This window comes from Streptomyces sp. NPDC089919 (assembly GCF_040684615.1).
Taxonomy (GTDB): Bacteria; Actinomycetota; Actinomycetes; order Streptomycetales; family Streptomycetaceae; genus Streptomyces.
Genome location: NZ_JBFBGK010000070.1, coordinates 20,579 through 46,034, shown reverse-complemented (window position 1 = coordinate 46,034; position 25,456 = coordinate 20,579). Strand labels below are relative to the sequence as shown.

Below are 25,456 nucleotides of genomic sequence, written 5' to 3'. Positions count from 1 at the left end.
GCCGAGAAGGCCGTGGCCGAGGCGCGGCCCTGGTCAGCCGGGCACCGGCCGCCTCGGCCCGGCCCCCGGCCGCGGCCGGCTCCGGACCGGCCGCCGGCCCCTCGCACGACACCGCGGCGGGCGGCCACCGGCACACCGCCACCCCCTGGGAGCGGGCCCGGGCCACCGCCGCCCGGGCGGGCGCCGCCGCCGGCTCCCGCAGCCACCGGACCCCGCTGGCCGATGCCCTGGGCGAGGTACTGGCCGGGCCCCTGGAGGCCCTGACCGACCTGCCCTCCTTCGACACCTCCGCCATGGACGGCTGGGCCGTGGCCGGCCCGGGCCCCTGGCGGGTCCGCGGTACCGACGACGCGGCGGCCGGGGACCCCGGGGGCGTGCTCGCGGGCTCCGCGCCCGCCGCCCCGCTGGCCGACGGCGAGGCCGTCCGGATCGCCACCGGCGCCCGGATCCCCGCCGACACCACCGCCGTGATCCGCAGCGAGCACGCCCACCACGACCCGGCCAAGGCCCGGCTGTACGCCGAGCGCGAGGTGCACACCGGCCAGGACATCCGCCCGCGCGGCCAGGAGTGCCGCTCCGGGGACCTGCTGCTGCCCGCCGGGGTGCCGGTCACCCCCGCCGTGCTCGGGCTGGCGGCCGCGGCCGGGTACGACGAGCTCACCACCGTGGCCCGCCCCCGGGTGGAGGTGCTGGTCCTCGGCGACGAGCTGCTGTCCTCGGGGCTGCCCCGTGAGGGGCTGATCCGCGATGCCCTCGGTCCGCTGCTCGGCCCCTGGCTCACCGCCCTCGGTGCCGAGGTCGTCGGGACCCGGCGGCTCGGTGACGACGCCGAGGCCCTGTACGCGGCCGTCACCGGCTCCACCGCCGATCTGGTGCTGACCACCGGCGGCACGGCCGCCGGCCCGGTGGACCACGTCCACCCGGTCCTCCACCGGGCCGGCGCCGAGCTGCTGGTCGACGGGGTGGCGGTACGCCCCGGGCACCCCATGCTGCTGGCCCGGCTCGCCTCCGGACGGCACCTGGTGGGCCTGCCGGGCAATCCGCTGGCCGCCGTCTCCGGGCTGCTGACCCTGGCCGAGCCGCTGCTGCGGGCCCTGGCCGGGCACGGCCCCGCGCCGCTGTACACCGTCCCCGTCCGGGACGAGGTCCAGGGGCACCCGTACGACACCCGGCTGGTGCCGGTGGTGCTGCGCGGCGAGCACGCCGTACCGCTGCGCTACAACGGCCCGGCCATGCTGCGCGGGATCGCGGCCGCGGACGCATTGGCGGTGGTACCGCCGCACGGCGCGCGGGCGGGACAGGAGCTCGAACTCCTCGACCTGCCGTGGCCCCACGGGCGTTGTTTCACGTGAAACAACCAGGCCACGACGCCATGGCCCGCGGGGCCGACGAGAGCCTGGTCACCCGCCGGGTGAAGCTGCCCAAGCGGGTGGTGGAGCGCCCGCTGCGACAGGTCGGCAAGCGGCTGCTGATGGCCCTGACCGTGCTGGTCCTGACCGTGTTCATCGTCTGGATCGACCGGGCCGGGTACCACGACAACGCCGACGGCAAGGTCGACCTGCTCGACTCCGTCTACTACGCCACCGTGACCCTGTCGACCACCGGCTACGGCGACATCGTCCCGTACGGCGACTCGGCCCGGCTGGCCAACGTCCTGCTCATCACGCCGCTGCGCGTGCTGTTCCTGATCATCCTGGTCGGCACCACTCTCGAAGTCCTCACCGAGCGGACCCGCGAGGAGTGGCGACTGAACCGCTGGAGGGCCCAGTTGCGCGAGCACACCGTCGTCGTCGGATTCGGCACGAAGGGCCGCTCCGCACTCCAGACGCTGCTGGCCACCGGCCTGCGCAAGGAGCAGGTGGTGGTCGTCGACCCCAGCGCCAAGGTCATCGACATGGCCAACTCCGAAGGGTTCACCGGGGTGGTGGGCGACGCGACCCGCACCGACGTGCTGCTGCGCGCCGAACTCCACAAGGCCCGGCAGGTGGTGGTCGCCACCCAGCGGGACGACACTGCGGTACTGGTCACCCTGACGGCCCGGCAGCTCAACCGCGGGGCGAAGATCGTGGCGGCGGTCCGTGAGGAGGAGAACGCCCCGCTGCTGCGCCAGTCGGGTGCGGACGCGGTGATCACCAGCGCCAGCGCGGCCGGCCGCCTGCTGGGCCTGTCGGTGCTCAGCCCGAGCGCGGGCACGGTCATGGAGGACCTGATCCAGCAGGGCAGCGGGTTGGACCTGCTGGAGCGCCCGGTGACCAGGGCCGAGGTGGGCAAGGGCGTCCGGGAGACCGACGACCTGGTGGTCAGCGTGGTGCGCGGGCACCGGCTGCTGGCGTACGACGACCCGCACGCCAGCCCGCTGGAGCTGACCGACCGCCTGATCGTCATCGTCCGCGCGAAGCCGCACGGCGCGGACGCGGACTAGTCCGGGGCCGGGCCGCGGGGGCCGGGGCCGAGTAGCCTCGCGGCCATGCATGCGATCACGATCCCCCAGCCCGGCGGACCCGAGGCCCTGGTGTGGGCCGAAGTCCCCGATCCCGTACCCGGCGAGGGCGAAGTCCTCGTGGAGGTCGCCGCCAGTGCCGTGAACCGGGCGGACCTGCTCCAGCGCCAGGGCTTCTACGACCCGCCCCCGGGCACCTCCCCCTACCCCGGCCTCGAATGCGCGGGCCGCATCACGGCCCTGGGCCCGGGCGTCACCGGCTGGTCGGTGGGCGACGAGGTCTGCGCCCTGCTGACCGGCGGCGGGTACGCCGAGCAGGTCGCGGTCCCGGCCGGACAGCTGCTGCCGGTACCGGCGGGCGTGGACCCGATCACCGCCGCGGCCTTGCCTGAGGTGGTCTGTACCGTTTGGGCCAACGTGTTCATGCTGGCCCGGCTGCGGCCGGGGGAGACGCTGCTGGTGCACGGCGGGGGCAGCGGGATCGGGACCATGGCCATCCAGCTGGCTAAGGCGGTGGGGGCGCGCGTGGCCGTGACGGCCGGCAGCGCGGAGAAGCTGGCGCGCTGCAAGGAACTGGGCGCGGACGTGCTGATCGACTACCGCGAGCAGGACTTCGTGGCCGAGGTGAAGGAGGCCACCGGGGGTGCCGGGGCGGACGTGATCCTGGACATCATGGGCGCCAAGTACCTGTCCCGGAACGTCGACGCGCTGGCGGTCAACGGCCGCCTGGTGATCATCGGGCTCCAGGGCGGGGTCAAGGCCGAGCTCAACCTGGGCGCGCTGCTGGCCAAGCGGGCGGCGGTGGCCGGTACGACGCTGCGGGGGCGGCCGGTGGACGAGAAGGCCGCGATCGTGGCGGCCGTCCGCGAGCACGTCTGGCCCCTGATCGAGGCCGGCCGCCTGCACCCGGTCGTGGACCGGCGCTTCCCCCTCGCCGAGGCCTCCGAGGCGCACGCGGCGCTCGAGTCCGGCGCCCCGGTGGGCAAGGTCCTGCTGGTCCGCTAGCGGATGCGGCGGCCCCCGTCGGCCGGCCCGCTGCCGGGTCGCACCCGGCGGCGAGCGGGCCGGCGGGGGCGGGCCCGCCGGTCGCCGGCTAGAGCGTGCGCAGGAGCACCGAGGGGGACTCCACGCAGTCGGCGACGTACCGGAGGAAGCCGCCGGCCGTGCCGCCGTCGCAGACCCGGTGGTCGAAGGTCAGCGACAGCTGGACCACCTGGCGGACCGCCAGCTCCCCGGCGTGCACCCACGGCTTGGGGACGATCCGCCCGACCCCCAGCATGGCCGCCTCCGGGTGGTTGATGATCGGCGTCGAGCCGTCCACCCCGAACACGCCGTAGTTGTTGAGCGTGAACGTCCCGCCGGTGAGGTCCGCCGGGGACAGCCGCCCCGCCCGGCCCAGCTCGGTCAGCCGGGTGAACTCGGCCGTCAGGCCCTCCGCGCCGAGCCGGCCGGCGTCCCGGACCACCGGCACGACCAGCCCGCGCTCGGTCTGGGCCGCGAAGCCCAGGTGCACCGAGGGCAGCCGGACGATCTCGCCGGCCGCCAGGTCGACGGTGGAGTTGAGCTCCGGGTACCGGGCCAGCGCGGCCGTGCAGATCCGGGCCAGCAGCGCCAGCACGGAGATCTTGGGACCGCCCGCGGCGTTCATCGCGGCCCGCGCGGCCATGAGTTCGGTGGCGTCCGCGTCCACCCAGCAGGTCGCGTCCGGGATCTCCCGGCGGCTGCGGGAGAGCTTGTCGGCCACCGCGCCGCGGAGCCCCTTGAGCGGGATCCGCTCCCCGGCCGGGGCGGGGGTGGCGGCGACCGCCGGGGCCGGGCGCAGCGCGGCCTCGACGTCGGCGCGCAGGATCAGGCCCTCGGGCCCGCTGCCCGCCAGCGAGCGCAGGTCGACGCCGTGGTCCTTGGCGAGCTTGCGGACCAGCGGGGAGATGACGGGCACCGGGCCGGCGGGCGCCGGCGCGGCCACCGGAGCGGCGACCGCCACCGGAGCCGGCGCGACAGGCGCGGCCGCCGGAGCCGCCGGGCCGGCCGGCCGCACCCGCCGGCGCCGGGCCGGCCGGGAGTGGTCGGTGCCGTAGCCGACGAGGACGTTGCCCGAACCGCTCTCGGCCGGGGCCGGCTCGTCCGCGGGCGTGGTGCCCGAGCCGACCGCCACCGTCAGCAGCGGGGCGCCGACCGGGAGTTCGGTGCCCTCCTCGCCGAAGCGGGCCGTCACCACGCCGCCGTACGGGCAGGGCACCTCGACCATCGCCTTGGCGGTCTCCACCTCGACCACCGGCTGGTCGACGGCGACCACGTCGCCCACGGCCACCAGCCAGCGGACGATCTCGGCCTCGGTGAGGCCTTCGCCGAGGTCCGGCAGCTTGAACTCCAGTACCTGTGGCATCAGTTCTCCCACTGGAGTCGGGCGACCGTGTCAAGGATCCGGTCCACGCCGGGCAGGTGGTGCTTCTCCAGCATCGGCGGCGGGTACGGGATGTCGAAGCCCGCCACCCGCAGCACCGGCGCCTCCAGGTGGTGGAAGCACCGCTCCGTGACGCGCGCGGCGATCTCGCCGCCGGGGCCGCCGAAGCCGGTGGACTCGTGGACCACCACCGCGCGGCCGGTGCGGCGCACCGAGGCGGCGACCGTCTCGTCGTCGAAGGGCACCAGCGAGCGCAGGTCGAGGACTTCGAGGTCCCAGCCCTCGGCCGTGGCGGCCTCGGCGGCCTCCAGGCAGACCGGCAGGGACGGACCGTAGGTGATCAGGGTGGCGCTGGTGCCGGGCCGCCGCACCACGGCGCGGCCGATCGGCGCCACCGCCGCCGGCGCCTCGGGCGACCAGTCCGCCTTGGACCAGTACAGCCGCTTGGGCTCCAGGAAGATCACCGGGTCGTCGGAGGCGATCGAGGCCCGCAGCAGGCCGTACGCGTCCTCGACCGTGGCCGGGGTGACCACGTGCAGCCCCGGGGTGGCCATGTAGTAGGCCTCGGAGGAGTCGCAGTGGTGCTCGACGCCGCCGATGCCACCGCCGTACGGGATGCGGATGGTGATCGGCAGCGACATCGCCCCGCGGGTGCGGTTGCGCATCTTCGCGACGTGGCTGAACAGCTGCTCCATCGCCGGGTAGGCGAAGGCGTCGAACTGCATCTCGACCACCGGGCGCAGCCCGTACATCGCCATGCCCACGGCCGTGCCGAGGATGCCCGCCTCGGCGAGCGGGGTGTCGGTGACCCGGTCCTCGCCGAACTCCTTGGCGAGCCCGTCGGTGATCCGGAAGACCCCGCCCAGGGCGCCGACGTCCTCGCCCATCACGTGGACGGTCGGGTCCTCGGCCATCGCGTCGCGCATGGCGCGGGTCAGCGCCTGCGCCATGGTGGCGGGCTTGCGGGTCTGCGCGGGGGTCGCGGTCTGCGCCACGGTGGCCATCACTCGGCCTCGGCTTCCAGTTCGGCGCGGAGCACGGCCGCCTGCTCGCGCAGCTGGTCCGTCTGCTCGGCGTAGACGTGCGTGAAGAGGTCCATCGGGTCCAGCACCGGCTCGGCGTTCATCCGCTCGCGCAGGGCCGCGGCCATCGTCTCCGCGGACTCCTTCGCGGCCTCGATGCCGGCCTCGTCGAGCAGCCCGCGGGCGGTCAGCTCGCGCTCCAGCAGCAGGATGGGGTCGTGCCCCTTCCAGGCCTCGACCTCGGCGTCGCCGCGGTAGCGGGTGGCGTCGTCGGCGTTGGTGTGCGCTTCCATGCGGTAGGTGACGGCCTCGATCAGGGTCGGCCCGCCGCCGGACCGGGCGCGGTGGACGGCCTCGGAGAGGACGTCGTGGACGGCGGCGATGTCGTTGCCGTCGACCAGCCGGCCGGGCATGCCGTACCCGACGGCCTTGTGGGCCAGGGAGGGCGCGGCGGTCTGCTTGGCGAGCGGCACGGAGATGGCGAAGCCGTTGTTCTGGACCAGGAAGACCACCGGGGCCTGCCAGACGGCGGCGAAGTTCAGGGCTTCGTGGAAGTCGCCCTCGCTGGTGCCGCCGTCGCCGACCATGGCGAGCGCGACCACGTCGTCGCCGCGCAGCCGGGCCGCGTGGGCCAGGCCGACCGCGTGCGGCAGCTGGGTGGCGAGCGGGGTGCTCAGCGGGGCTATCCGGTGCTCGTGCGGGTCGTAGCCGGTGTGCCAGTCGCCGCGCAGCAGCGTCAGCGCCTGGACCGGGTCCAGGCCCCGGGCGACGGCCGCGAGGGTGTCGCGGTAGCTCGGGAAGAGCCAGTCCTGCTCCTCCAGCACCAGCGCGGCCGCGATCTCGCAGGCCTCCTGGCCGACCGTGGACGGGTAGACCGCGAGCCGGCCCTGCCGGGTGAGGGCGGTGGCCTGGGCGTTGTACCGCCGGCCGCGGACCAGCTCGGCGTAGCAGCGGCGCATCAGCTCGGGGTCGAGACGGTCCGCGGCGGGCGTGCCGAGGACCCGGTGGGGCTCGGCGTCCGGAAGCAGCGGGGCGGCGTCGGTACGGGGCCTCCAGGCCGGCGGCGGGGTGGGACGGTAGTCCGCACCGGGCAGCTCTTGGACCGTCATGTCGGCAGGCACCTCCTCGTAGGAAGCGGGCATAGGGCAGCCTCGGCTGTGAGGTGCCTCACCTACCGATTGTTCGGTCGTGGACGCATTTTGGCTACAGGCCACCGGAGGCTGTGGACAAAAGTGCCCGCAGAGCCTGGGATGGACGCAGGACGTCCAGGAGAGGGGAGCCGCAGGCGATGGCGGATGAACAAATGGCCGAGCCGGCCCAGGAGGGCCCCGAGGCCCCGCTGCCCGTGCCGGCCCCGGAGACCCCCGTCCCCGCCGCCCCGGCCCGTCCGCTGGACGCCATCGACCGCTCGATCCTCCAGATGCTCCAGACGGACGGCCGCGCCTCGATACGGTCGGTCGCCGAGCGGGTGCACGTCTCCCGCGCCAACGCCTACTCCCGGATCAACCGGCTCATCGACGACGGGGTCATCCGGGGGTTCTCGGCCAGGGTCGACCACGAGCGGGCCGGGCAGGGCGCCTCGGCCTACATCACCCTGCGGATCGTGCAGAACTCCTGGCGGACGGTCCGCGAGCAGCTGCAGGAGCTGCCGGGGGCCGCGCACATCGCGCTGGTCAGCGGCGACTTCGACGTCCTGCTGCTGGTGCACACCCCCGACAACCGCTCGCTGCGGGAGCTGGTCCTCACCCGGCTGCAGTCCATCCCCGAGGTGCTGTCGACGCGGACGCTGCTGGTCTTCGAGGAGACCGACCTCGACCCGTTCACCTCGGGCGGGGCGTAGCCCCGCCCGAGGTGGGGCGTAGCCCCGCCCGCCCGAGCCCCCCGGTCAGGGGGCCGGGTCGGCCAGCCCGTCCTCCCGGACCCGCAGCGCCAGGTCGATCTTGGTGTAGGTGGGCCGGCCGGCCTGCTGGTACTTCTCCTTGACCCGGTCGAGGTAGTACTTGGCGGTGTTCGGGCTGATGGCGGCCCGCCGCGCGGTGGCCTTGAGGGTGAGCCCGGAGGCGTAGTCGAGCAGCACCTGGAGCTCCCGGGGCGCCAGCCGCGGCCGGGCCGGGCCGGTGTCGTAGGCCCAGGCGAAGGCCAGTTCGGGGCTGTGCCCGGTGCCGCCGGCGGCGATCGCCTCGACCGCCTCCACCAGCGCCTCCAGCGGCTGGTCCTTGGTGAGGTAGCCGTCCGCCCCGGCGGCGATGGTGGCGACGATCCGCTCCCGGTCGGTGACCGTGCTGATCATCAGGACCCGGCTGCCGGCCGCGCGCAGCCGGCGGACGTTCTCCTCGGGGACCGAGCCGTCGCCGAGGACCAGGTCCAGCAGCACCACGTCGGCGGGCGGGTCCGGCGGCCCCGACGGCTCCTGGGGGGCTCCCGGCGCCCCCACGGGCCCTCCCGGGGCCCGGTCGGCCGCCGGGGCCGCCAGCAGCGCCCCCACGGTCGGCACGGTCGCCAGCAGCCGCAGCCGGTCGGTACCGGCCAGCCAGGAGCGCAGCCCGTCCCGGAGCATCCGGTCGTCGTCCACCACCGCCACCGTGATCACGCGGGCCACCTCAGTTCCACTCGGGTGCCCTCTCCGGGGGCGCTCTCCACCAGGGCGAGACCGCCCACCGCCGCCATCCTGGCGTGCACGGACCGCCGCAGTCCCGTCCCGGTCCCGGCGGCCGTGACGGTCCCGGCCGCGCCGGGCGGGCCGGCCGGCTCCGGATCGAAGCCCGCGCCCCGGTCCACCACGGTCACCACCACCTGCGGCCCGTCCCCGGCCGCGGGGCCTGCCGGGCCGCCGCCGCCCACCGCGGTCAGGTAGGCCCGCCCGGTGCCGGCGTGCACCCGGACGTTGTTCAGCGCCTCGGCCGCCGCCGCGGACAGCGCGGTGGCCACCGGCCCGGGCACCTCCGGCAGCGCGTGGTACTGCGCACTGACCTTCAGGCCCAGGCACTCGGCGGACCGGACCGCCTCCTCCAGCGCCGCCCCCACCGGGACCGGCAGCTCGGCACCGCCCGGCCGGGGCTCGTCGTCCCGCTGCACCAGCCGCCGCAGGTACGCCGCCTCGCGGGCGCACCGCTCCCGCACCTGGGGGGTGTTGGCGTCCACCACGCCCGCGGCGATGGCCGTCAGGGTGGCGAGCACGGTGTCGTGCAGGGCCCGGTGGTGGGCCAGCCGCTCCGCCTCCCGGGCCCGCCGGGCCTCCGCGGTCACCGCCCGCTGCTGCGCGTCGTCCAGCAGCGCCCCCTGGCGGCGCAGGTACCACCAGAAGACCGCGGTCATCACGGCCGAGGAGACCACCGAGATGGAGTGCCCGATGAGTTCGCCCGAGACGTGGCCCCGGGCCCAGGCGTGGGCGCACACCACCAGCACCACGGCCGTCGTGCCGCCCCGCAGGCTCAGCGCCACCCCGGCCGTCCCGGTCGCGGACCCGCCCAGCAGCATCAGCCAGCCCTTGGGGGCGACCGCCTCGTCGCCGAGGGCCGTGGTGCCCAGGAAGGGCAGCGCGCAGCCGGTGATCAGCACGTCCGCCCACACCCAGCGGCGGTCGAACCAGCCCCGGGAGTGCGCGCCGCCGTAGAGCATCAGGCTCAGGGCGAGGGCGGTGCCGAGGATGACCCAGGGGGCGGGTCCGCCGGTCGTGCCAGGCGGCCGCCGGGCCACCGCGGCCGCGCCCACGGCGAGGTGACTGGCCCGGTACAGTCCGGTCGCCAGGATCAGGAAGCGCTGCGCGCGCTGTAGCCCCGAGCCGATCCTCACCACAGCCTCCGCCGTGAACACACCCCCCTGAAAGGGCGGGTACCCCGCTCTCAGTGGATCTCGCTAACTTCAAGACCGTCAAGAAAGTAGCCAGACAGACGGTTTCGGTCGTTTCCAGTCAGGAGGAAACGTGTCGCAACTACGTGGCCGGTTCAGCTGGCGCGGGCGCTCCGGCGTCCGGGCGGATTCCCCCGCGGTGCCGCTGCACGCCTCGGGAATCAACGACTCCCCCTGAACCGCCTGCCCAAGGGGGGAGTGGGCCGTCGCCGGGACCCCCGTACCCGGCGACGGCCCGCGGGCATGTCCGCACGCGGCGCGGCATGACCCATGGGTGGCGGAACGCTCCGCCGGGCCGAGCGCGCAGGGGCCGCCCGGTCCGGCGGAGCCCTTTTCGGAGGCCGGATCCGGCTGCCGGGTCCCCGGACCGGACGACACCGACGGCCCGGCCGCCGCATCCGGCGGGCCCGGGCCGTCGGGACGAGCCGGTACTAGCGCCCCGGGGCCGTGCGCAGCCCGTCGAAGGCCAGGTGCGCCACCGCGGCCGCGACCTGTTCCGGGTCCACGCCCCCGCCCGCCTGCGGCCGGTACCACTCCACCAGGGAGTTGACCATGCCGAAGAGCAGCCGGGTGGCCAGCCGGGTGTCCACGTCCGCCCGCAGGTCGCCGTCGGCCTGCGCGGCGCCCAGGAGTTCGGCGACCCGGTGGTCGAACTCGCGGCGCCGCTCCAGCGCCCACCGCTCGGTGCGGGTGTTGCCGCGCACCCGCAGCAGCAGCGTGACGTAGGGCAGTTCGGCGACCAGCACCTCCACCGTCCGCCGGGTGACGTACTCGACCCGCTCCACCGCGCGGCCGCGCAGCGCGCCCGGCTCCTCGAGGATCCCGAAGAGGCCGTCCAGCGCCCGGCTCACGGCCCGGCGCAGCAGCTCCTCCTTGCCCGCGACGTGGTGGTAGATCGAGGACTTCGAGATGCCGGCGGCCTTGGACAGGTGCTCCATCGAGGTGCCGTCGTAGCCGCGTTCGTTGAAGACCTGCACCGCGACCGAGAGCAGCGTCTCGGGAGTGTAGGTGTCCCGCCGGACGGTGGTCACGCGTCCTCCCCGTCCTCGACGGCCTCCGCGTCGGCGTCCTGCGAGCCGTCCTCGGCGTAGGACAACTTGAAGAGGGCCAGCGAGGGGGCGTACCGGCCACCCGGGCACCGCCCGTCGAGGTTCTGGAGCAGTTCGTAGGCCCAGTCCTGGCCGAGCCGCTCGTGCCACTCGCCGGGCCCGAGGGGGTAGTTGACGCCCCGGCGCATCGCGGTGTCGATGTCCTCGGCGGTCGCCGCGCCCTTGGCCACCGCGTCGGCGGCCAGGTCGATCAGCATCGCGACGGTCCGTGCGACGATCATGCCGGGGACGTCCCCGATCACGCTGACCCGCTTGCCGAGCTTCTGGAAGAGGCCGACGGCCTCGGCCAGGGTCCGCTCGGAGGTGTCCGGCGAGGCGGAGAGGGCGATCCGGCCGGCCGTGCGGTAGTCGAGGGCGAGGTCGAAGTAGACGACGTCCGCGAACTCCACCGAGGTCTTGCCGTCCGCGAGGACCAGCTGTCCCTCGCCGGGCAGCTGGATGTAGGGGCCCCCGGCGTCCGCGGTCGCCACCTCGACGCCCGCCTCCTCCATGAGCGCCACCAGCTCCGCGGCCGGGCCGAGGTCGCCGACCACGGTCACCTGCGCCGGGGCCTCCTCGGGACCGGCCGTGTGCGGCTCCGGGGCCGCGGCGCCGTCCTCGTACGAGAACCAGCCCCGGCCCGACTTGCGGCCGAGCCGGCCCGACTGGACCAGCCGGCGCTGGGCGAGCGAGGGCAGGAACTTGGGGCTGCGGAAGAAGGACTCCCACACCGAGCGGGTCACCGCTTCGTTGACGTCCTGGCCGATCAGGTCGGTCAGCTCGAAGGGGCCCATCTTGAAGCCGCCGCTCTCGCGGAGCACGGCGTCGATGGTGGCCGGGTCCGCGCCCTGCTCCTCGTACACCGCGAAGGCCTCGGCGTAGAAGGGGCGGGCGATCCGGTTGACGATGAACCCGGGGGTGTCGGAGCAGCGCACCGGGGTCTTCCCCCAGGCCAGGGCCGTGTCGTGGGCCAGCTCGACGGCGGTGTCGTCGGTGGCGTGGCCCCGGACCACCTCGACCAGCGGGAGCAGCGGCGCCGGGTTGAAGAAGTGCAGGCCGACGAAGCGGCCCGGGTGCTTGAGGGCGGCGCCCAGCTCGGTGACGGAGAGCGAGGAGGTGTTGGTGGCCAGCAGGCAGTCCGGCGCGACCACGGCCTCGAGCGCGGCGAACAGCTCGCACTTGACGGCGGTGTCCTCCAGGATCGCCTCGACCACCAGGGCGGCCTCGGCCAGCCCGGCCAGCTCCCCGGCGGCGGTGATCCGGCCGATCGCGGCGTCCGCCGCGGCGCGGTCCAGGCGCCCCTTGGCGCACAGCCGCTCCACCCGCTCCCGGACGGCCGTCACGGCCACCTCGGCCCGGCCGGCCAAGGCGTCGAAGAGGACCACGGGGTGACCTGCGAGGAGGGCCACCTGGGCGATGCCCTGGCCCATCGTGCCCGCGCCGACGACCGCCACCGGGCGGGACCTCTCGATTCCTGTCATGACCCCGATCCTCCCGCATAAGCCGTCCAGGACCGGACCCCGGGCCCTCTTGTCCCGACCGATCGTTCGGTTACTCTAACTCCAGTCTGCTCTTCTCTCCCTGCCTTCGCGCGATCCGCCCGGCTCAACGAGGAGTTGGTCCCTGATGCCCGCCGACCTCACCGTCCCCCAGCTTTCCGAGAAGCACCGGCCCACCCTCGACCAGGCGCTCGAGGCGATCCGCAGCCGTGCCTACTGGTCCCCGCACCCCGAGCACCCCAAGGCCTACGGCGAGAGTGCCCCCGCCGACGGCCAGGCGGCCTTCGACGCCCTCCGCGGCACCCGCTTCGACCTGGGCCAGCCCGGCACCGACGGCTGGGCGGGCGGCGAGGTGTCCCCGTACGGCATCGAGCTGGGCGTCGAGTACCCGCACGTCGACGCGGACGTCCTGCTGCCCGCGATGAAGGTCGGCATGGCGGCCTGGCGCGAGGCCGGGCCAGAGGCCCGCGCGCTGGTCTGCATCGAGATCCTGGCCCGGATCGGCGCCCGGACGCACGAGTTCGCCCACGCGGTCATGCACACCAGCGGCCAGGCCTTCATGATGGCCTTCCAGGCCGGCGGCCCGCACGCCCAGGACCGCGGCCTGGAGGCGGTGGCCTACGCGTACGAGGAGCAGACCCGGGTGCCCGGCCAGGCCGACTGGTCCAAGCCCCAGGGCAAGCGCGACCCGCTCCAGCTCGGCAAGACCTTCACGCCGGTGGCCCGCGGCATCGCGCTCATGATCGGCTGCAACACCTTCCCCACGTGGAACGGCTACCCCGGCCTGTTCGCCTCCCTGGCCACCGGCAACCCGGTCCTGGTCAAGCCGCACCCGCGCGCCGTGCTGCCGCTCGCGCTGACCGTCCAGGTCGCGCGCGAGGTGCTGGCCGAGGCCGGCTTCGACCCCAACCTGGTCGCACTGGCCGCCGAGCGGCCCGGCGAGGGCATCGCCAAGGAACTGGCGCTGCGCCCCGAGATCAGGATCATCGACTACACCGGCTCGACCTCCTTCGGCGACTGGCTGGAGACCAACGCCCGCCAGGCGCAGGTCTACACCGAGAAGGCCGGCGTCAACACCGTCGTCATCGACTCCACCGACGACTACAAGGGCATGCTCTCCAACCTGGCCTTCTCGCTGTCCCTGTACAGCGGCCAGATGTGCACCACCCCGCAGAACCTCCTCATCCCCCGCGAGGGCATCGCCACCGACCTCGGCGCCAAGTCGTACGACGAGGTGGTCGCGGACCTGGCCGGCGCGGTGAGCGGCCTGCTGGGCGACGACGCCCGGGCCAACGCCCTGCTGGGCGCCCTGGTCAACCCGGACGTCAAGGCCCGCCTGGAGGCGGCGGCCGGGCTCGGCGAGGTCGCGCTGGCCTCCCGCGAGGTCGCCAACCCGGAGTTCCCGGACGCGGTGGTCCGCACCCCGGTCATGGTCAAGCTGGACGGCTCGAAGCCGGACCCGGAGGCCGCCTACCTCTCCGAGTGCTTCGGCCCGGTCTCCTTCGCGGTGGCCGTGGACTCCACGGCCGACGCCCTGGAGCTGCTGCGGCGCACGGTCCGCGAGAAGGGCGCCATGACGGTCGGCGCGTACACCACCTCCGCCGACACCGAGCGGGCGCTGGAGGAGGTCTGCCTGGAGGAGTCGGCGCAGCTCTCGCTGAACCTCACGGGCGGGGTGTACGTCAACCAGACCGCGGCCTTCTCCGACTTCCACGGCTCCGGCGGCAACCCGGCCGCCAACGCCGCGCTGTGCGACGGCGCGTTCGTCGCCAACCGCTTCCGGGTGGTGGAGGTCCGCCGCCAGGCCTGATCAGGCGGGGTGCGGCCCGCCCCAGTGGAAGAGGGTCATGGCGACGCTGGTGGCCAGGTTGTAGCTGGACACCAGCGGCCGCATCGGCAGGGACACGAGGTGGTCCGCCCGGGCGCGCAGCTCGGGCGAGATCCCGTGCCGCTCGGAGCCGAAGGCCAGCAGCGCGTCGTCCGGGAGGGTGAGGGCACGGATGTCCTCGCCCTCCGGGTCGAGCGCGTAGAGGGGCCCGGCCGGCAGCTCGGCCAGCGCCAGCCGCTCGACCGCGGTGGCGTAGTGCAGCCCGGCGCCGGCCCGCACCACATTGGGGTGCCAGGGGTCCATGTCGCCGGTGGTGACCACCCCGGTGGCCCCGAAGCCTGCCGCGAGCCGGACCACGGCGCCGACGTTGCCGAGGTGGCGGGGGTTGTCCAGGACCACGACCGGCGCGGTACGCGGCCCCGCGAGCGCGGCGAGGTGCGCGGCGCGGTCGGGGCGGGCGGCGAGCGCGGCCACACCGGTGGGGTGCACCTTCAGCAGCAGCTCGTGCAGCACCTGCGCCGGGACCTCGCGGACCACGTCCTGCAGGGCGGGGGCGACGTCCGGGGCCAGTTGCTCCGCGAGCCGCAGCAGGGCGGTGCGGTCGTCGGTGAGCCCGGCCCTGACGTCCGCCCCGAAGCGCAGCGCGTGCTTCAGCGCGTGGAACCCGTCGAGCAGCACGCCCTCGTCCCGCGCGGCCTGCCACCCCGCCACCGCCTCCGCCACCGCGGCCCCGCTCTCACCCATCCCCCCACCCTATGCACCCGGCGCCGGCACGTCGCCCCGCCACCGACGCCCCGCGCCGGTGCGCTCGGTCCCGGCGCGGCCGGAGAGGCGCGGCAGGCGGGCGGCGGTCCACACCAGGAAGGCGGTCGGGAGGAAGACCGCGTCGGCGGCGATCATCGCGAGAGAGAAGAACGGCAGGCCCAGCAGCACCGCGATCCCCGCGTGCTCCAGCATCATCACCGCCAGCAGGACGTTCTTGACCCGCCGGTTGAAGAGCGTGAAGGGGAAGGCGACCTGCACCGCCACCGTCCCGTACGTCAGCAGCAGCACCACCACCCCGCTGGACCCCAGCAGCGAGGACAGCGCCGGCCACGGCGAGAAGTAGTCGAGGTTCAGCGGGTAGTACAGCGCCGTCCCGTCCTGCCACCGCGAGCCCTGGATCTTGTACCAGCCGGCCGTCGCGTAGATCAGGCAGACCTCCGCCATGATCACCAGCATGCCCGCGTTGTGCAGCAGGTTGGCGACCACGTCCAGCAGCGCCCGGCCCTCCCCCCGCGGGTCGTACCGCTCGGCCAGCCACCACAGCCCCTGCACGGCCCACAGCACGGCGAAGACCGCCAGCCAGCCGTCGGTGAGCTTCCCGGCCGCGGTGGCGGCCAGCAGGGCGGCCCCCAGCACCGCCCACAGCCAGGGACCGGCCCGCCCGGCCGGCAGCGGGGCGCCCGCCGCCCGGGCCCGGGCGGACCGGCGCGCGTCCAGCGACCAGACCTGCGCGCACCGGGTCAGCACCAGGTACATCGCCATCAGGTGGATGACGTTGTCCCCGCCGTCCCCCATGAAGACGCTGCGGTTCTGCAGCGACAGCACGCCGATCATGAACACCGCCGACGCGGCCCGCGCGTGCCAGCCCACCAGCAGCGCCACGCCGGAGAGCACCGCCAGCGCGTAGACCAGCTCGAACCAGAGGTTCCCGTCGGTCCACAGCAGCGCCGTGAAGGCGTGGTTGCCGGCGACCAGCCGCTCGGCCAGCGGCCAGCTCCAGGGGCCCTCGGGCCCGTACAGCTCGTGCCGGTTCGGGAACTCCCGCAGCAGGAAGAGCAGCCAGGTCCCGGCGAAGCCGATCCGGATCACGGCGCTCTGGTACGGGCCCAGGGCCCGGCCGGTCACCTTGCCGAGCGCGTCGGCGGCCCGGGTACGGGGGCTCACGGGGCGGTCTCCTCGCGCTGGGCTCCGCTCGCCGAGGCGGGGAGGTCGGTCCGGGTCACCTTCCACCAGGGCAGCTCCCGGTAGAAGGCCTGGGTGTCGGTCTTCTCGTCCCCGAAGGGCGGCGCGGCCACCGACCGGGTGGCCGAGCGGAGCTGGACCTTCAGGAGGATGCCCGCGGGGTCGTGCGCGTACAGCCGCCGGACCGCGATCCGCCGCAGGTAGGCCTCGGAGAGGGTGCCGCGCTCACCGCTGGGCTTGTTCTGGTCGTCGTGCGAGCCGGTGAAGAAGTCCCAGGCGCGCCGCAGCTCGTTCTGGTCGACGTGGCTGGGCAGCGGGTTGTGCTCGATGGCCGCGCCGTCGTCGGCGGACAGGTCCCGCCAGCCGGTGGTGACCCGCTCGCCGCTGGGCGTGCGCAGCTCGGCCCGCACCTGCACGGCGATGTTCTGCTGGAGCGGGTTGGGGGCGAAGAGCTTCCAGTTCTGCTCGAACTCGGGGTAGATCCAGTCGTCCACCACCTGCGAGTGCCGCTTGCTGACCGTGTTGGCGGGGGCCACGTGCAGGAAGACCATCGCGAGGTGCCAGCCGGTGGTCACCGCGACCGCCGCCAGGGCCAGCGCGGCCAGGACCCGGTACGGCCGGGACAGCCCGGCGATCCCGGGCGCCCGCCCGCCGGCTATGCCCTCCGGCGGCACCGGGCCGTCGGGGGAGTCCGCCGCGGGCGGCTCGGGCGGCGGATCGGACGGCCGGTCCGGGGACGGCAGCGGCGGCGGGCCGGGCACGGGCTCCGGCGCCGGATCGGACGGCCGGTCCGCGGGCGGCTCGGGCGGCGGGCCGGCCGGGGCCGGCAGCACGGCCTCCGGTCCCGGCGCGGGTGCTTCCGCGGGGCCCTCCGGCGGGGCCTCGCGTTCGTTCGTGTCCATCCCGCCCCGCTCCTCGGCCGTCCTGCGCGCCATCCTCAGAGTCCACAGAGGTTGACACCCTACGGGCCGCCGTCTCACCATTGAAGAGGACGAACCGAACGATCGGTCGGTCGGGACCCGGACAGGGGGCCAGGATGGTTGCAGTGACCCAGGACGCGGCGGCGGGGCAGGTGCCCGACCCGGCGCTCGCGGCCGCGTTCGAGGCGGCCGTGGCGGCCGACGAGCGCGTCGAGCCCCGGGACTGGATGCCGGAGGGGTACCGCGCCTCGCTGGTCCGCCAGATGGCGCAGCACGCCCACTCCGAGATCATCGGCATGCAGCCCGAGGCCAACTGGATCACCCGCGCGCCCTCGCTGCGCCGCAAGGCGATCCTGATGGCCAAGGTGCAGGACGAGGCGGGCCACGGCCTGTACCTCTACAGCGCCGCGGAGACCCTCGGCACCAGCCGGGACGAGCTGCTGGACAAGCTCCACTCCGGCAAGCAGAAGTACTCCTCGATCTTCAACTACCCCACCCTGACCTGGGCCGACGTCGGTGCCATCGGGTGGCTGGTGGACGGCGCGGCGATCACCAACCAGGTCCCGATCTGCCGCTGCTCCTACGGCCCGTACGCCCGCGCGATGGTCCGCATCTGCAAGGAGGAGTCCTTCCACCAGCGCCAGGGCTTCGAGCTGCTGCTGGCCCTGTCGCAGGGCACCGAGGCGCAGCACGCCATGGCGCAGGACGCGGTGGACCGCTGGTGGTGGCCCTCGCTGATGATGTTCGGCCCGCCGGACGACGAGTCGGTGCACAGCGCGCAGGCGATGGCCTGGAAGATCAAGCGCCATTCCAATGACGAGCTCCGCCAGCGCTTCGTCGACATCGCCGTCCCGCAGGCTCAGGCGCTGGGGCTGACCCTGCCGGACCCGGACCTCAAGTGGAACGAGGACCGCGGGCACCACGACTTCGGCGCCATCGACTGGACCGAGTTCTGGGACGTCCTCAAGGGCAACGGCCCGTGCAACGACCAGCGCATCACCCAGCGCCGCAAGGCCCATGAGGACGGCGCCTGGGTCCGCGAGGCCGCCGCGGCCTACGCGGCCAAGCACACGCACACCGCACCGACGCAGGAAGAGCAAGGGGAGGCACGGGCATGACGCAGAACTGGCCGCTGTGGGAGGTGTTCGTGCGCTCCCGCCGGGGGCTCTCGCACACCCACGCCGGGAGCCTGCACGCCCCGGACGCCGAGATGGCGCTGCGCAACGCCCGCGACCTGTACACGCGGCGCAATGAGGGCGTCTCGATCTGGGTGGTGCCCTCCGCCGCGGTGACCGCCTCCTCGCCGGACGAGCGGGACCCGTTCTTCGCGCCGTCCGCGGACAAGCCCTACCGCCACCCCACCTTCTACGAGGTACCGGACGGGGTGAAGAACCTGTGACCGGGACCGACACCACCGCCACCGCGACCGCCGCCGCCCTCGCACTGGGGGACGACGCCCTCGTCCTCGCCCAGCGGCTGGGCGAGTGGGCCGGGCACGCCCCCGTCCTGGAGGAGGAGGTGGCGCTGGCGAACATCGCCCTGGACCTCCTCGGCCAGGCCCGGCTGCTGCTCTCCATGGCGGGCGACGAGGACGAGCTCGCCTTCCTGCGCGAGGAGCGGGAGTTCCGCAACCTCCAGCTGGTCGAGCAGCCCAACGGCGACTTCGCGCACACCATCGCGCGCCAGCTCTACTTCTCCTCCTACCAGCACCTCCTCTACGGCGAACTGGCCGCCGGGTCGGGTGAGTTCGCCCCGCTCGCGGCCAAGGCCGTGAAGGAGACCGCCTACCACCGCGACCACGCCGTGCAGTGGACGCTCCGGCTGGGCGACGGCACCGAGGAGAGCCGGGCCCGGCTCCGCGCCGGCCTGGACGCGCTCTGGCGGTTCACCAGCGAGCCCTTCCAGCCGGTGCCCGGGCTCGACCTCGACCGGACCGGCCTGGAGGCCCGCTGGCTGGCGGACGTCGGTGCGGTGCTGGCGCAGGCCGGACTGACGCTGCCGGAGGGCCCCCGCACCGGCGCCTGGGCGGCGGGCGCGGGCCGGCAGGGCCTGCACACCGAGCCCTTCGGGCGGATGCTCGCCGAGATGCAGCACCTGCACCGCAGCCACCCGGGTGCGTCGTGGTGACCACCCCGACCCGGCTCGAGGAGGAACTGGCCGAGCTCGCCGGACAGGTCCCGGACCCGGAGCTGCCGGTGCTGACCCTGGCCGAGCTGGGCGTGCTGCGCGGGGTCACCGTCGCACCGGACGGCGCGGCGGAGGTCGTGCTCACCCCGACGTACACCGGCTGCCCGGCGATCGAGGCCATGTCGGCCGACATCGTGCGGGCCCTGCGGGCGCACGGCATCCGCGAGGTGTCGGTGCGCACGGTCCTCGCCCCGGCCTGGTCCACCGACGACATCAGCGCCGAAGGCCGGCGCAAGCTCGCCGAGTTCGGCATCGCCCCGCCCCGGTCGCACTCCGCCGAGGGGCCGGTGCCGGTCTCGCTGTCGGTGCGCTGCCCGCACTGCGGCTCCACCGACACCGAGCTGCTGAGCCGCTTCTCCTCCACCGCCTGCAAGGCGCTGCGGCGCTGCGTCAGCTGCCGCGAACCGTTCGACCACTTCAAGGAGCTCTAGATGGCCGCCACCGCATCCCGCCACGGCGCCTTCCACCCGCTGAGGGTGGCGGCGGTCGAGCGGCTCACCGACGACGCGGTGGCGCTCACCTTCGAGGTGCCCGAGGCGCTGCGCGCGGAGTACCGGCACGCCCCGGGCCAGCACCTGGCGCTGCGGCGGGTCACGGACGGCGGCGCGGAGGTCCGGCGGACGTACTCGATCTGCTCGCCCGCCCCGCGCGGTGAGCAGGGCCCCGCCCGGCTGACGGTGGGCGTGCGGCTGGTGGAGGGCGGGGAGTTCTCCACGTACGCCCACAAGGAGATCGCCCCGGGCGACGTCGTGGAGGTCATGACCCCGGCCGGGCGGTTCGTCCTGGAGCCGGCCGCCGGGCACTACGCCGCGGTGGTCGGCGGCAGCGGCATCACCCCGGTCCTCTCGATCGCCGCCACGCTGCTGGCCGAGCGCCCGGACGCCCGCTTCTGCCTGGTCCGCAGCGACCGGACGGCCGCCTCGACGATGTTCCTGGAGGAGGTCGCGGACCTCAAGGACCGCTACCCGGAGCGCTTCCAGCTGGTGACCGTGCTCTCCCGCGAGGAGCAGGACGCCGGGCTCGGCTCGGGCCGGCTCGACCGGGAGCGGCTGACCGGGCTGCTGCCCGCGCTGCTGCCGGTCGGCGAGGTGGCCGGCTGGTTCCTGTGCGGCCCCTACGGGCTGGTGCAGGGCGCCGAGCAGGCCCTCAAGGAGCTGGGCGTGCCCCGGTCCCGGATCCACGAAGAGATCTTCCACGTCGAGGACGAGACCGGCCCCAGGCCCCCGCGGGCGGCGGCCCCGGCGCACAGCAGGGTGACCGCCCGGCTGGACGGCCGGGCCGGCACCTGGCCGGTGCAGGACGGCGAGAGCGTCCTGGAGACCGTGCTGCGCAACCGCGCCGACGCCCCCTACGCCTGCAAGGGCGGGGTCTGCGGCACCTGCCGGGCCTTCCTGGTCCGCGGCGAGGTGCGGATGGACCGGAACTTCGCCCTCGAGGAGGAGGAGACGGAGGCCGGTTTCGTCCTGGCCTGCCAGTCCCACCCGGTCACCGACGAGGTCGAGCTGGACTTCGACCGGTAGCGCCGGGACCGCGGGCGCCCGCACTCTGTGCAATTCCCGGAACCTGTTCTATCTTGACGCACCGTCAGATAGAACAGGTTCTGGTTGCGTGCGCGGGAGGACCGGCAGTGGACTTCACCTTCACCGAGGAGCAGCAGGCCGCCGTCGAAGCGGCGAAGGCCGTCTTCGCGGACGTCGCCCCCGACGGGGTGCCCAGCCCCGCGCTCTCACCGGGCGCGGTGGCCGACGAGTTCGACCGCCCCCTCTGGGCCAAGCTCGCCGGCTCGGACCTGATCTCGCTGGTGCTGGCCCCCGAGCACGGCGGCGCCGGACTCGACGTCATCGCCCTCTGCCTGGTGCTGCGCGAATCGGCGAAGGTGCTGGCCCGGGTGCCGCTGCTGGAGCACTGCGCCACCGCGATGGTGCTCCAGGAGTACGGCGGCCCGGCCCTGGCCGGGCTCCTCCCGGCGGCCGGCCGGGGCGAGCTGGTGCTCACCGCCGCGGCCAACGGCCGCACCGGCCACGACCCCGCCGAACTGGCCGTCCTCGCCCGGCAGGACGGCGCGGAGTGGATCCTGGACGGCACCCACACGGCCGTGCCCTGGGCGTACGACGCCGACCTGATCGCCCTCCCCGCGCACACCGGCTCGGGCGGGTCGGTGCTCGCCCTGCTGCCCCGCCTCACGGAGGGGCTGGGCCTGGCCGAGCAGTTCTCCACCACCGGCGAGCGGCTGGCCGAGCTGACCCTGGACGGCGTCCGGGTCCCCGCCGGCCACCTCATCGACGCCCCGGACGCCTGGCCCCGGCTGCACCACCTGCTCGCCACCGGCACCTGCGCGCTGGCCCTCGGGCTCGGCGAGGGCGTCCTCGCCATGACCAGCTCCTACACCAGCAAGCGCGAGCAGTTCGGGCACCCGGTGGCCACCTTCCAGGCGGTGGCCGTCCAGGCCGCCGACCGCTACATCGACCTGCGCGCCATGGAGGTCACCCTCTGGCAGGCCGCCTGGCGCCTGGACAGCGGCTCCGGCGGCCCGCTGCCCGTCGCCGGGGACGTCGCGGTGGCCAAGATCTGGGCCTCCGAGGGCGTCCGCCGGGTCGTCCAGACCGCCCAGCACCTGCACGGCGGCTTCGGCGCGGACACCGACTACCCGCTGCACCGCTACCACGCCTGGGCCAAGCAGCTGGAGCTCTCCCTGGGCCCGGCCGCGGCCCACGAGGAAGCCCTCGGCGACCTCCTGGCCGCCCACCCGCTGGCCTGAGCGCAGGACCTACAGCACGGTCGCCGCGGCGCCGCCGTCGCCCACCATCGGGCGGCCGGCGCCGTCCCAGGCGAGCATCCCGCCGTCCACGTTGACCGCGTCGATGCCCTGCTGGAGCAGGTACTGCGTGACCTGCGCGGACCGGCCGCCGACCCGGCACATCACATACGCCCGGCGGCCGTCCGCCACCGCCTCGGTGACCTCACCGAAGCGGGCCACGAACTCGCTCATCGGGACGTGCAGGGCGCCGTCGACGTGCCCGGCGGCCCATTCCTCGTCCTCCCGGACGTCCAGGACCAGCGCGTCGGCGGGAATCCCGGCGACGTCCACCGAGGGAAGCGGACCAAAGTTCATTACGCCTCTTCTTTCACAGCAGCTGTCTTCCCCGAACCTAACCGACGGACCCGCCCGACAAACCGGCCCCGGCCGGTCAGCCCTGGCCGACCAGCCCGGCCAGCTCCGCCTCGCGCGCCGCGACGTCCGCCAGCAGCTGCTCGGCGATCTGCTCGAGCAGCCGGTCCGGGTCGTCCGGCGCCATCCGCAGCATGGAGCCGATGGCGCTCTCCTCCAGTTCGCCGGCGACGACCGTCAGCAGCTCCTTGCGCCGCGCCAGCCACTCCAGCCGCGCGTAGAGCTCCTCGCTCTCCGGCAGCGGAGCCTCGGCCACCGCGGGCCCGGCCGCCCACTCCTCGGCCAGCTCCCGCAGCAGGGCCGCGTCCCCGCGGCCGTACGCGGCGTTGACCCGGGCGATGAAGCCGTCCCGGCGAACCCGCTCCGGCTCGTCCTGCGCCAGGTCCGGATGGGCCCGGCGGACCAGCTCGCGGTAGAGCTTGCGGACCTCCTCCGAGGGCCGTACCCGCTCCGGCGGCCGGACCGGCTGCTCGGTGAGCATCGCGCCCGCCGCGTCGGAGAGGCCGTCCGAGTCCAGCCAGTCGTGGAACAGCTCGTCCACCCCCGGCATGGGCATCACCAGCGCCCGCAGGTCCCGCGCCCGGCGCAGGTCCTCCGGATCGCCGGTCCGGGCCGCCCGCGCCTCCGCGATCTGCGCGTCGAGCTCGTCGAGCCGCGCGTACATCGGGCCCAGCTTCTGGTGGTGCAGCCGGGAGAAGTTCTCGACCTCCACCCGGAACGTCTCCACCGCGATCTCGAACTCGATCAGCGCCTGCTCGGCCGCCCGCACGGCCCGCTCCAGCCGCGCCTCGGGCCGCTCGCTCTCGTCGGGGTCGCTGGCCCCGGCTGTTTCCTGGCTCACCCGCCCAGCCTACGGCCCGCCCCACGAGGGCTCATACGCCCTCCTCCGCCGCGATCCGCCCCGAGCGGACCGCCGCCACCAGGTCGGCGTGGTCCGCCTCGGTCCGGTCCGCGTAGGCCACCGCGAAGGCGCCCATCGCCTCGTCGAGCTCTTCGTTCTTCCCGCAGTAGCCGGATATCAGCCGCGGGTCCGCGCTGTGCGCGTGCGCCCGGGCCAGCAGCGCCCCGGTCATCCGGCCGTAGTCGTCGATCTGGTCGGCCGACAGCGCCGCCGGGTCCACGCTGCCCTTGCGGTTGCGGAACTGCCGGACCTGGAAGGGCCGGCCCTCGACCGTGGTCCAGCCGAGCAGGATGTCGCTGACCACCTGCATCCGCTTCTGTCCGGTCACCACCCGGCGCCCCTCGTGGTCCGCGTCCGGCGCCTCGAAGCCCACCGCCCGCAGGTGCGGTATCAGTACCGAGGGCCGGGCCTCCTTCACCTGGAGCACCAGCGGCTCCCCGCGGTGGTCCAGCAGCAGCACCACATAGGAGCGGGTACCGACACTGCCGGTGCCCACCACCCGGAAGGCCACGTCGTGGATGGCGTACCGCGCCAGCAGCGGCAGCCGGTCGCCCGGCAGGGTCCGGACGTAGTCCTCCAGGGCCGCGGCCACCGCCGCCGCCTCCGCGTCCCCCACCCGCCGGAGCACCGGCAGGGCGTCGACGAACCGCCGCGCGCCGTCCTCGGTCGTCTCCGTGGACTTGGCCGCGAACCGGGCGCTGGTGTTGTTCCGGGCCTTCTCCGAGACCCGCTCCAGGGTCCCCAGCAGGTCCCGGGCGTCGGTGTGCGAGACCAGTTCCTCGTCGGCGATGGCGTTCCACGAGTCCAGCACGGGGAGCTTGGCCAGCAGCCGCATCGTGCGCCGGTAGGCGCCGACCGTGTCCCGCGCGGCGGCCAGGCACACGTCCTCGTCCGCGCCCGCCACCCGGCCGGCCAGCACCAGCGAGGTCGCCAGCCGCTTCAGGTCCCACTCCCAGGGGCCGAAGACCGTCTCGTCGAAGTCGTTGAGGTCGATCACCAGCCGCCCGCGGGCGTCGCCGTACAGTCCGAAGTTCGCCGCGTGGGCGTCACCGCAGATCTGCGCCCCCACGCCGGTGACCGGGGTGCCCTCCAGGTCGTGCGCCATCAGCCCGGCCGCGCCCCGCAGGAACGCGAACGGCGAGGCCGCCATCCGGCCGACCCGTATCGGCGTCAGCTCCGGCACCCGGCCGGCGTTGGACTCCTCGACCGCCCGCACCGCGTCCGGCCGGCCCGCCACCGGCACCAGCTGTGCGTGCGCCGCCCGGGGCACCCGCCCGCGCAACGCCTTGCCCTCCTCGCGCGGCGACCCCTGGGCCACCCGCGGCCCGAACCCGGCCACCACCGGAATCCGCTCGGCCATCACTGCTTCCCCCCGCTCCCGGACACGGCGCACACCGGGCGCACCCGACGCCCCCACCGCGAACCAACATCAACCGCGACCGACCGTACCGTCGCCCCCCGGCCCCGTCTCCCCCCTGTGGACGGTCCGCGCCCTGGGGAAAACCCCGTCACCCGTACGAGGGCGGAGGGGACCGGTCCGCTACAACCCCGCGTCCCGCGCCAGCAGCGCGGCCTGCACCCGGTTCTCGCACTCCAGCTTGGCCAGGATCCGGCTGACGTACGTCTTCACCGTCGCCTCGCTCATGTGCAGCCGCCGGCCGGCCTCCGCGTTGGAAAGCCCCTCGCCCAGCAGCGCCAGCACCCCGCGCTCCCGCTCGCTCAACTGCCCCACCCGCCGCCGGGCCTCCTCGTCCCGCGCCGCGGCCCGCCCGGTGGCCCCGCCGACCGCCAGCTGGTCCACCACGTGCCGGGTCGCGGCCGGCGAGAGGTACGCGTCCCCCGCCGCGGCGGCCCGGACCGCGCCGATCAGCTCGGCCGGCGCCGAGTCCTTGAGGAGGAAGCCGGCGCCGCCCTCCCCGAGGGCCCGCAGGACGTTCTCCTTCTCCCCGAAGGTCGTCAGGACCAGCGACCGCGCCTGCGGCACCGCCCGGCGCAGCTCGGCCAGCGCCGTCAGCCCGTCCATCACCGGCATCTGGATGTCGAGCAGCACCACGTCCGGGACGTGCGCCCGCGCCAGCTCCACCGCCTCGCGGCCGTTCGCCGCCTCCGCGACCACCTCGATGGCCGGGTCCGAGGTGAGGATCATCCGGATCCCGGCCCGGATCAGCGGCTCGTCGTCGGCGATCACCACCCGGATCCCCC

General features: G+C 74.8%; 25 protein-coding genes. 11 read left to right on the top strand and 14 right to left on the bottom strand.

Going from position 1 to position 25,456, the window contains the following annotated elements; genetic code table 11:
• The 3 genes from AB0O40_RS25225 to AB0O40_RS25215 form a co-directional block, all read left to right on the top strand.
• The coding region (locus AB0O40_RS25225; protein ID WP_365045930.1) for a molybdopterin molybdotransferase MoeA at positions 1–1,352 on the top strand (1,352 nt) is incomplete at its 5' end.
• A gap of 20 nt (positions 1,353–1,372) precedes the next feature.
• On the top strand, positions 1,373–2,422 hold the full coding sequence (locus AB0O40_RS25220; RefSeq protein ID WP_365045938.1) for a potassium channel family protein: 1,050 nt from the start codon (positions 1,373–1,375) through the stop codon (positions 2,420–2,422).
• A gap of 45 nt (positions 2,423–2,467) precedes the next feature.
• A complete protein-coding gene (locus AB0O40_RS25215) occupies positions 2,468–3,445 on the top strand; it encodes an NAD(P)H-quinone oxidoreductase (RefSeq protein WP_365045927.1) in 978 nt (325 codons plus the stop codon).
• An 88-nt stretch (positions 3,446–3,533) separates the two neighbouring features.
• Here AB0O40_RS25215 and AB0O40_RS25210 read toward each other — a convergent pair whose 3' ends face one another.
• From AB0O40_RS25210 to pdhA, 3 genes are read right to left on the bottom strand one after another with little or no spacing between them, the layout of a single operon-like run.
• Positions 3,534–4,826, bottom strand: coding sequence for a dihydrolipoamide acetyltransferase family protein (locus tag AB0O40_RS25210; RefSeq protein ID WP_365045924.1), 1,293 nt, complete (start codon positions 4,824–4,826; stop codon positions 3,534–3,536).
• Positions 4,826–5,794 (bottom strand): alpha-ketoacid dehydrogenase subunit beta, encoded by a 969-nt coding sequence (locus AB0O40_RS25205; protein WP_365045935.1) that lies wholly within the window; start codon positions 5,792–5,794, stop codon positions 4,826–4,828. Before AB0O40_RS25205 ends, AB0O40_RS25210 begins: the two co-directional genes overlap by 1 nt.
• A 53-nt stretch (positions 5,795–5,847) precedes the next feature.
• Positions 5,848–6,975, bottom strand: a complete 1,128-nt coding sequence (pdhA, locus tag AB0O40_RS25200; protein WP_365045921.1) for a pyruvate dehydrogenase (acetyl-transferring) E1 component subunit alpha — start codon at positions 6,973–6,975, stop codon at positions 5,848–5,850.
• Positions 6,976–7,154: 179 nt separating this feature from the next.
• Between pdhA and AB0O40_RS25195 the strand changes: the two genes are divergently transcribed.
• Entirely contained in the window at positions 7,155–7,706 is a 552-nt protein-coding gene (locus AB0O40_RS25195; protein ID WP_365045919.1) for an Lrp/AsnC family transcriptional regulator, read from the top strand.
• A gap of 45 nt (positions 7,707–7,751) precedes the next feature.
• Here the strand turns inward: AB0O40_RS25195 and AB0O40_RS25190 are convergent, their stop codons facing one another.
• The 4 genes from AB0O40_RS25190 to AB0O40_RS25175 all read right to left on the bottom strand — a co-directional run bounded on the left by AB0O40_RS25190 (position 7,752) and on the right by AB0O40_RS25175 (position 12,284).
• The gene (locus AB0O40_RS25190) at positions 7,752–8,456 is read right to left on the bottom strand and encodes a response regulator transcription factor (protein WP_365045916.1); all 705 of its coding nucleotides are present in this window, start codon (positions 8,454–8,456) and stop codon (positions 7,752–7,754) included.
• Positions 8,453–9,658 (bottom strand): hypothetical protein, encoded by a 1,206-nt coding sequence (locus AB0O40_RS25185; protein ID WP_365045913.1) that lies wholly within the window; start codon positions 9,656–9,658, stop codon positions 8,453–8,455. The genes AB0O40_RS25190 and AB0O40_RS25185 overlap by 4 nt, the downstream gene beginning before the upstream one ends.
• Positions 9,659–10,146: 488 nt before the next feature.
• Positions 10,147–10,746 carry a TetR/AcrR family transcriptional regulator gene (locus AB0O40_RS25180; protein ID WP_365045910.1) on the bottom strand — a complete coding sequence of 200 codons (600 nt, stop codon included), beginning with the start codon at positions 10,744–10,746 and terminating at the stop codon, positions 10,147–10,149.
• Positions 10,743–12,284: a 3-hydroxyacyl-CoA dehydrogenase gene (locus AB0O40_RS25175; protein ID WP_365045907.1), complete on the bottom strand. Its 1,542-nt coding sequence runs from the start codon at positions 12,282–12,284 to the stop codon at positions 10,743–10,745. The genes AB0O40_RS25180 and AB0O40_RS25175 overlap by 4 nt, the downstream gene beginning before the upstream one ends.
• 145 nt (positions 12,285–12,429) lie before the next feature.
• Between AB0O40_RS25175 and paaN the strand changes: the two genes are divergently transcribed.
• Positions 12,430–14,112: a phenylacetic acid degradation protein PaaN gene (paaN, locus tag AB0O40_RS25170; RefSeq protein WP_365045904.1), complete on the top strand. Its 1,683-nt coding sequence runs from the start codon at positions 12,430–12,432 to the stop codon at positions 14,110–14,112.
• Here paaN and AB0O40_RS25165 read toward each other — a convergent pair whose 3' ends face one another.
• Genes AB0O40_RS25165 through AB0O40_RS25155 form a run of 3 tightly spaced genes read right to left on the bottom strand, consistent with a single transcriptional unit; the run spans position 14,113 to position 16,979 of the window.
• Positions 14,113–14,874, bottom strand: a complete 762-nt coding sequence (locus tag AB0O40_RS25165) for a TrmH family RNA methyltransferase (protein ID WP_365045902.1) — start codon at positions 14,872–14,874, stop codon at positions 14,113–14,115. It abuts the gene before it with no gap.
• 9 nt (positions 14,875–14,883) lie between these two features.
• Complete coding sequence (locus AB0O40_RS25160; protein WP_365045899.1) at positions 14,884–16,059, bottom strand: HTTM domain-containing protein; 1,176 nt, start codon at positions 16,057–16,059, stop codon at positions 14,884–14,886.
• Positions 16,056–16,979 (bottom strand): DUF5819 family protein, encoded by a 924-nt coding sequence (locus AB0O40_RS25155; protein ID WP_365045897.1) that lies wholly within the window; start codon positions 16,977–16,979, stop codon positions 16,056–16,058. The genes AB0O40_RS25160 and AB0O40_RS25155 overlap by 4 nt, the downstream gene beginning before the upstream one ends.
• A 134-nt stretch (positions 16,980–17,113) precedes the next feature.
• Here AB0O40_RS25155 and paaA point away from each other — a divergent pair, with 134 nt between their 5' ends.
• The 6 genes from paaA (at position 17,114) to AB0O40_RS25125 (ending at position 21,942) form a co-directional block, all read left to right on the top strand.
• Positions 17,114–18,115: a 1,2-phenylacetyl-CoA epoxidase subunit PaaA gene (paaA, locus tag AB0O40_RS25150; protein ID WP_365045894.1), complete on the top strand. Its 1,002-nt coding sequence runs from the start codon at positions 17,114–17,116 to the stop codon at positions 18,113–18,115.
• Positions 18,112–18,396, top strand: coding sequence for a 1,2-phenylacetyl-CoA epoxidase subunit PaaB (gene paaB, locus AB0O40_RS25145; protein WP_365045891.1), 285 nt, complete (start codon positions 18,112–18,114; stop codon positions 18,394–18,396). The genes paaA and paaB overlap by 4 nt, the downstream gene beginning before the upstream one ends.
• Entirely contained in the window at positions 18,393–19,124 is a 732-nt protein-coding gene (paaC, locus tag AB0O40_RS25140; protein ID WP_365045888.1) for a 1,2-phenylacetyl-CoA epoxidase subunit PaaC, read from the top strand. Before paaB ends, paaC begins: the two co-directional genes overlap by 4 nt.
• A complete protein-coding gene (paaD, locus tag AB0O40_RS25135; RefSeq protein ID WP_365045885.1) occupies positions 19,121–19,615 on the top strand; it encodes a 1,2-phenylacetyl-CoA epoxidase subunit PaaD in 495 nt (164 codons plus the stop codon). The genes paaC and paaD overlap by 4 nt, the downstream gene beginning before the upstream one ends.
• A complete protein-coding gene (gene paaE, locus AB0O40_RS25130) occupies positions 19,616–20,704 on the top strand; it encodes a 1,2-phenylacetyl-CoA epoxidase subunit PaaE (protein ID WP_365045882.1) in 1,089 nt (362 codons plus the stop codon). It abuts the gene before it with no gap.
• 107 nt (positions 20,705–20,811) lie between these two features.
• Positions 20,812–21,942 carry an acyl-CoA dehydrogenase family protein gene (locus tag AB0O40_RS25125; RefSeq protein ID WP_365045879.1) on the top strand — a complete coding sequence of 377 codons (1,131 nt, stop codon included), beginning with the start codon at positions 20,812–20,814 and terminating at the stop codon, positions 21,940–21,942.
• Positions 21,943–21,951: 9 nt separating this feature from the next.
• Here the strand turns inward: AB0O40_RS25125 and AB0O40_RS25120 are convergent, their stop codons facing one another.
• The 4 genes from AB0O40_RS25120 to AB0O40_RS25105 all read right to left on the bottom strand — a co-directional run bounded on the left by AB0O40_RS25120 (position 21,952) and on the right by AB0O40_RS25105 (position 25,442).
• Complete coding sequence (locus AB0O40_RS25120; protein WP_365045876.1) at positions 21,952–22,296, bottom strand: rhodanese-like domain-containing protein; 345 nt, start codon at positions 22,294–22,296, stop codon at positions 21,952–21,954.
• Between the two features lie 76 nt (positions 22,297–22,372).
• Positions 22,373–23,194 carry a J domain-containing protein gene (locus AB0O40_RS25115; protein ID WP_365045873.1) on the bottom strand — a complete coding sequence of 274 codons (822 nt, stop codon included), beginning with the start codon at positions 23,192–23,194 and terminating at the stop codon, positions 22,373–22,375.
• 31 nt (positions 23,195–23,225) lie between these two features.
• Positions 23,226–24,614: a DUF2252 domain-containing protein gene (locus AB0O40_RS25110; RefSeq protein ID WP_365045870.1), complete on the bottom strand. Its 1,389-nt coding sequence runs from the start codon at positions 24,612–24,614 to the stop codon at positions 23,226–23,228.
• A gap of 180 nt (positions 24,615–24,794) precedes the next feature.
• The gene (locus AB0O40_RS25105) at positions 24,795–25,442 is read right to left on the bottom strand and encodes a response regulator transcription factor (RefSeq protein ID WP_365045932.1); all 648 of its coding nucleotides are present in this window, start codon (positions 25,440–25,442) and stop codon (positions 24,795–24,797) included.
• Positions 25,443–25,456: the final 14 nt, after the last annotated feature.

Bases quoted from the DNA above. Each gene is read 5' to 3' on its own strand.
- AB0O40_RS25110 (WP_365045870.1), bottom strand. From the start codon at position 24,614: ATGGCCGAGCGGATTCCGGTGGTGGCCGGGTTCGGGCCGCGGGTGGCC.
- pdhA (WP_365045921.1), bottom strand. From the start codon at position 6,975: ATGACGGTCCAAGAGCTGCCCGGTGCGGACTACCGTCCCACCCCGCCG.
- AB0O40_RS25205 (WP_365045935.1), bottom strand. From the start codon at position 5,794: ATGGCGCAGGCGCTGACCCGCGCCATGCGCGACGCGATGGCCGAGGAC.
- AB0O40_RS25210 (WP_365045924.1), bottom strand. From the start codon at position 4,826: ATGCCACAGGTACTGGAGTTCAAGCTGCCGGACCTCGGCGAAGGCCTC.
- paaN (WP_365045904.1), top strand. From the start codon at position 12,430: ATGCCCGCCGACCTCACCGTCCCCCAGCTTTCCGAGAAGCACCGGCCC.
- AB0O40_RS25155 (WP_365045897.1), bottom strand. From the start codon at position 16,979: ATGGACACGAACGAACGCGAGGCCCCGCCGGAGGGCCCCGCGGAAGCA.
- AB0O40_RS25195 (WP_365045919.1), top strand. From the start codon at position 7,155: ATGGCGGATGAACAAATGGCCGAGCCGGCCCAGGAGGGCCCCGAGGCC.
- paaA (WP_365045894.1), top strand. From the start codon at position 17,114: ATGGTTGCAGTGACCCAGGACGCGGCGGCGGGGCAGGTGCCCGACCCG.
- AB0O40_RS25220 (WP_365045938.1), top strand. From the start codon at position 1,373: ATGGCCCGCGGGGCCGACGAGAGCCTGGTCACCCGCCGGGTGAAGCTG.
- paaE (WP_365045882.1), top strand. From the start codon at position 19,616: ATGGCCGCCACCGCATCCCGCCACGGCGCCTTCCACCCGCTGAGGGTG.
- AB0O40_RS25165 (WP_365045902.1), bottom strand. From the start codon at position 14,874: ATGGGTGAGAGCGGGGCCGCGGTGGCGGAGGCGGTGGCGGGGTGGCAG.
- AB0O40_RS25215 (WP_365045927.1), top strand. From the start codon at position 2,468: ATGCATGCGATCACGATCCCCCAGCCCGGCGGACCCGAGGCCCTGGTG.
- AB0O40_RS25175 (WP_365045907.1), bottom strand. From the start codon at position 12,284: ATGACAGGAATCGAGAGGTCCCGCCCGGTGGCGGTCGTCGGCGCGGGC.
- AB0O40_RS25120 (WP_365045876.1), bottom strand. From the start codon at position 22,296: ATGAACTTTGGTCCGCTTCCCTCGGTGGACGTCGCCGGGATTCCCGCC.
- paaB (WP_365045891.1), top strand. From the start codon at position 18,112: ATGACGCAGAACTGGCCGCTGTGGGAGGTGTTCGTGCGCTCCCGCCGG.